The sequence below is a fragment of the Streptomyces roseochromogenus subsp. oscitans DS 12.976 genome (assembly GCF_000497445.1).
Lineage (GTDB): Bacteria > Actinomycetota > Actinomycetes > Streptomycetales > Streptomycetaceae > Streptomyces > Streptomyces oscitans.
In genome coordinates this window covers 4,979,715-4,985,267 of sequence record NZ_CM002285.1, presented here as the reverse complement: position 1 = coordinate 4,985,267, position 5,553 = coordinate 4,979,715, and the positions used below count along the sequence as shown (strand labels likewise).

At 75.0% G+C, this 5,553-nt stretch carries 3 protein-coding genes; 1 reads left to right on the top strand and 2 read right to left on the bottom strand.

Annotated elements, in window-relative coordinates; all coding sequences use genetic code 11:
* The coding region (locus M878_RS94585; RefSeq protein WP_037730159.1) for an NPCBM/NEW2 domain-containing protein at window positions 1-691 on the top strand (691 nt) is incomplete at its 5' end.
* 44 nt (window positions 692-735) lie between these two features.
* Here M878_RS94585 and M878_RS71155 read toward each other — a convergent pair.
* Complete coding sequence (locus M878_RS71155) at window positions 736-4,110, bottom strand: AfsR/SARP family transcriptional regulator (protein ID WP_209445549.1); 3,375 nt, start codon at window positions 4,108-4,110, stop codon at window positions 736-738.
* Window positions 4,111-4,341: 231 nt separating this feature from the next.
* Window positions 4,342-5,553: asparagine synthase-related protein (locus tag M878_RS71150; RefSeq protein WP_023549035.1), on the bottom strand; the 1,212-nt coding region annotated here is incomplete at its 5' end.

The window sequence follows — 5,553 nt, the reverse complement described above, 5'->3', positions numbered from 1 at the left end:
CGACAGCCGTCCGCCGGCGAAGGAGGCGGCCAAGCCGGCACCGTCCGCGCCGGTCGTACAGCCCCCGGCGCCGCAGCCGACCCCGTCGAAGAAGCCCGCGCCGAAGCCGGTGGTGGTCGCCCCGGAGCCGACCCCCACCCCGACGCCGACGCCCGCACCGAAACCCACCCCCAAGCCGACGCCCACGCCCAGGCCGACACCCACCCCGACCCCCACGCCGAAGCCGACCCCGCCGCCCACTCCGCCGCCGCCCCCCACCGTCTACGAGGTGAGCGACCTCGGCTACGACGTCACCGGCGACGGCACCCGGCCCGAGATCCAGCTCGGCGAGAGCAGCTGGGTGTGGCAGCGCTACGGCATGTCGATCGACGGCAAGCAGTACGCGCGCGGGGTGACCGTGCACGGCGACTCCTCCGTGACCATCGCCCTCAACCGGCAGTGCACCGCCTACGACGCACTGGCCGGCGTGGACGACATGACGCTGGGCCTCGGCAAGGTGTCCTTCTCCGTCTACGCCGACGGGGTACGGCTGTGGCACTCCGGGACGGTCAGGGGAAACGACCCTGCCGTGCCCGTCCATGTGAACCTGACCGGGCGCAGGACCGTACGGCTCGTCGTACAGCCCCACGGCGGCCTCCTCGACCGGGCCGCGCTCGCGGACTGGGCGGAGTCCCGGTTCACCTGCCGGTAGGCGGGGGAAGACCGGTAGGCGGGTAGGCCGGCAGACCGGAGTGCCTAGCCGCGTTCGGCGGTCCTCGCCGCAGTGGCGTCCAGCTCTCGCAGCACATCGGCCACGTCGAGGGACGCGCCCCGGGCGCGCTCGGCCTCGTACCGCTCGGCCGAGAGGACCACGCGGGCGCCGGACTGCACCCGAAGGGCCTCGCTGCGCTCCGGCTCGGGGCGGAGATTGCCGTCGCGCCAGTGGTCCGCGGCGGCGAACAGCCGTACCGCACCGGCCAGATCGCCGCGCCGGGCCTGCAGACCGGCCGCGATGTCGACCAGCCCCGCCGTGATCGACTCCGCGCACCGCTGGGCCACGGCCTCGCGCAGCGCCATGGCGACGATCGGCAGCCCGTGCGCGGGGCCCGACTCGGCGGCGACGAGAAGCGCCTCGACGCTGTGCAGGGCAGCCACGAACTGCGGCGGCGGGTTGCCCCCGTGCGTCACCGCGCACGTCGCCTCGTACAGCTCCCGGGCTGCCGCGTGCTCCCCGTCGTGCAGGGCGATGTGGGCGCGCAGCAGCAGCACGAAGGCACGCGACTCCGGCACGGCGTACCGGTCGGCGGCCGCTTCCGCCTCGTCCAGGGAAGCCAGCGCGGCCTTCGGGTCGCCGGAACGGTAGGCGATCTCGGCGAGCCGGGCCATCAGGAACGGCGATTCGGCGTAGGCACCCACCTCGTAGGCGAGGCGCAGCGCCTCCTCGTACTCACCGCGCGCCTCGCCGAACCTGCCGCGCGCCATGGCCGCCTCGCCGGCCGCGCTGCACACCTGGGCCCGCATCCAGCGGTCCCCGACGCGCCGGCTGAGCGTCCGCAGCTCGGCGAGATCCTCGTCCACGCCTCGCAGGTTGCCCGGAGAGTCGACCATCGTGTGGGTGCGGTACATCAGGGAGACGCCGACTTCCCAATCGCCGCCGTACACACGGCAGTTGGCGACGGCTGCGGCCATGTCGGGGCCGAGGTCCCCCGCGCCGCCCAGGTAGTAGGCGGTCAGCGGCCAGACGATGCCCGGGAGCCGGGCGGCCCGGGGACCGCCGTGCGCGAAGGCGGCTCGCACGCACGCGAGGTACTCCGGGGCCCGCGGGTCGCCCGCGAGGTGCTCGGTGGCCGACTCGGAGGTCAGGAACAGGTCGAGCATCCGCAGGTCCATCCGCAGCTCCCGCAGCGGATGCCCGGCCTCGCCGTCGGGTACGGCGAGAAGGGCCCCCACCGGGTCGGCCGACTCCACCAGCTCCATCAGATCACCGCCTGGGGCCGGGCCCTCCGGTGTGTCCAGGGTGTCCAGGGCCACGCCCAGGCGGAGGACCAGCCGGACCCGGGACACCGCCTCCTGGCGGTGGTTGCGCAGCCACCAGAACCAGCCGATGGCCAGGACAATCGCACCCGCCTCCGGCTCGTCGCCGGCGCGCACGGAGCGGTCCAGTGCCGCCCGGATGTTGTCCAGTTCGGTCTCCAGACGGGAGATCCAGGGCAGTTGGTCCGCCGACCGCAGGCGCGGCTCGGCCGCCTCGACCAGCGCGCGCACCCACGCGCGGTGCCGTCGCTCGGCGCCGGCGCGCAGCCCGGCGGCCTCGGCCGCGCGCTCGGTGGCGTACTCGTGGATGGTCTCCAGCATGCGGTAGCGCATGCTGCCGCCCGAGGCGTCCGGGGCGGCGACGACGAGGGACTTGTCGACCAGGGCGCCGATCAGATCGGCGGCCGGGCCGGTGCACACGGCCTCGGCCGCCGCGAGGTCCCAGCCGCCGGCGAACACCGACACCTCGCGCAGCACCGTGCGCTCCCGCTCGTCCAGCAGGTCCCAGGACCAGTCGACGACCGCGCGCAGGGTCTGCTGGCGGGGCAGGACCGTGCGGCTTCCGGAGGTGAGCAGGCGGAAGCGGTCGTCGAGCCGGTCGGCGATCTGGCGTGGGGTCAGCAGCCTGAGCCGGGCGGCGGCCAGCTCGATGGCCAGCGGCAGCCCGTCCAGCCGACGGCAGATCTCCGCCACGGCCTCGGTGTCGGAGAGCACCGCGCCGGCGTCGGGACGGACGGCCTTCGCGCGCTCGGCGAACAGTCGGTGCGCCTGCTCCGGGACGAGGGGCTCGACCGGGCGCACCGACTCACCGGGGACGCCCAGGGGTTCACGGCTGGTCGCGAGGATCGTGAGTCCCGGGCAGTGGGTGAGGAGGGTCTCGGCGAGGGCGGCGGCCGCGCCGATGACATGTTCGCAGTTGTCAAGGATCAGGAGCTGGCTGCGCGGGGCGCAGTACTCGATCAGCAGGGCGACGGGGTCGGCCTGCGGGGTCCCCAGCTCGTTCGTCAGCAGCACGGTCTCGCGCAGACCGAGCGCGCTGACCACCGCGCCGGGCACCGCCTCCGGATGGTCGAGCGGGGCCAGCTCGACCAGCCATGCCTGGGGGAGCCCTGCGGCGGCCTCCTCGGCGAGGCGGGTCTTTCCGGAGCCGCCCGGTCCGGTGAGCGTGACCAGGCGGGCCCTGTGCAAGTCGGAACGAATGGCTTCGAGTTCTGGTTCCCGCCCGACGAAGGACGTCAGACGGGGGCGGAGATTGCCGGTGCGCTCGGGGGGCTGAGCGGGGGCGGCCGGCTTCAGCGGCTCCGGCTCCACGTCTGACTGTGCATCCGGCTGTCGCGGTGCATCCGGCTTCGGCCGTGACTTTGGCTGTGGCTGTGGTTGCCGCTGTGTGAGCAACGACGTGTGCAGGGCTTTGAGTTCCGGCCCCGGGTCGGTGCCGAGGGTGTCGGCGAGGGTGCGGCGGGCGGACTCGTACGCGGCGAGGGCGTCGGCGGGGCGGCCCGTGTCGCGCAGAGCGCGGATGAGCAGGGCGTGCAGAGGCTCGTCCAACGGGTGGGCCGCGGTCAGCTCCTTCAGCTCCGGTACGACGTCCGGGGCACGGCCGAGGTCGAGGGCGGCGGCGGCCCGGGCGCGGGTCGCCTCCCGGCGCAGGGCCTCCGGGCGGGTGGCGGCGGTGCGGTCGGGGAGGTCGGCGAGGGCGGGGCCGTGCCAGAGGGCGAGGGCCTCGGTGAGGGTGCGGTGGGCGGTGGCCGGGTCGCCCGCGGTGAGGGCCTTGGTGCCGGTACGGACGAGCTCCTCGAAGACGTACAGGTCTACGTCGTCCTCGGTGGCCTCCAGGCGGTAGCCGCCGGGGGTGGAGGCGATGCTGTGGCGGCCGAGGGTGCGGCGGAGGCGGCCGATCAGGGCCTGGAGGGCGGCGGGGGCGTCGTGGGGTGGGTCGTCGGCCCAGATCTCGTCGATCAGGGTTTCGGGGGTGGTGGTGCGGGAGGGGCGGAGGGCGAGGGTGGTGAGGAGTGTGCGCAGGCGTGGGCCGCCGATGGGTATGGGGGTGCCCTGGTCGTCCGCCGCTTGGGTCACTCCCAGGATTCTGTACCGCACCTGGTCATTGTCGCGGGGGGGTGCGGTTCTGGGCACGGGGGTTTCGTGAGCGAGGTGTGATCGGTGCCCTGTGCTGCGGCGCGATGAAGGCGACGGCCCTGCAGCTCCCCAGGGGCGCGGGGAACTGCGCGGCCGGCCAAGAAGGGCCCGCGGCGGCCCACGGCGGGAGCCAACCCAGCGGGGGCCTGGGGGCGGCAGCCTCCAGACGGGGAGGGACAGCGCCCTCGGCGTTCAAGCGCCGGAAGCCAGAGCTCCCCTTCTCGGCTGAATCCCGGAGGGCACCGCACGCGCGCGTGCCGGGGTTCCCGTCCAGCAAGTACCTCGGCGGGAGAGGAGGCGGTGGAGCCAGAGTTCGAGGGAGATGAGGTCGGCGAGGCCGTCCAGGGGGATGGGGTCGCCGGCGGCGCCCGCGCGCAAGGCCTCGCGGATGACACGGGCCTCCACCAGTCCGGCGTCGGCCAGAAGGGGGGTGGAGAACAGGTCGAGCAGGGGGTCGGCCGCCACGCGCAGGCCCGCGCGTGCGGCCGCCGCCGAGGAAGCGTGGGAGGGGGCGCCCCAGCCGGACGGGAGGCCGGTGACGCCGGCACCCTCCAGGACCGTACGGAGGATGGCGGCGCGGGCGCCGGGCTGGACGCGCAGGGCCTCCGGAAGGGCGCGGCAGGCGCGGACGACCTGGTTGTCGAGGAACGGCGCGTGCAGGCGCTGGGAGCGGATCTCGGCGGCCTGTTCCAGGACGCGCAGATCGGCGGCGTGACGGGCGAGGGCGGCACGCGCGCGATAGTCGCCGGGACGCTGGACGCCGGTTGCCGAACGGTCTGCCTCCGCCTGCAGCAGAACCGATACTTCGGCCAGGGCCTCGCCCGTCAGCCAGCGGGCGGCGGGCCCGGGTCTGGCCCAGGTCAGCGCGGCGAGGGATGCGCCGACCGCTCCCTTGGGCTCGTCGAAGCGGCGCCGCATCAGCCGCTCGGCCAGCGCTTCCAGGCCGGCCCGGTAGGGCGTCCGGGCGAGCCGGCGGGCGGCGCCGTACACGCGGGTGGTGACCATCACCGAGCCGTCGGCCTTGGCGAGCGCGGCAACCGGGCGGACCAGATGGCGGCGTTTGCGGTCCATGAGGAGGTCGGCGAGGCGGGCGGGGTGGGCGTCCAGGACCTGGCGGGCGCCGTGGCCGGTGAAGTGGTCGGCACTGCCGGCGGCGAGCCGGGCGCGGTGCCGGGCGGCCGTGACCAGGGAAGGTCCGGGTTCGTCGGTGAGGGGGCCGTCGAGATCGGTGTACGGCAGGGTCTCCTCGGCGCCGGTGACCACCACGTGGTGCAGGCGCGGGTTGGCGGCAAGGGCCCCGGCGCGTTCCACCTCGGCCTCGCGGCCGCCGACGGCCAGGTCGTTGAAGGTGACGGCCAGGAGGCGCTCGCCCGCGCCCGTGCCGTGGCCCAGCAGCGTGCCGGG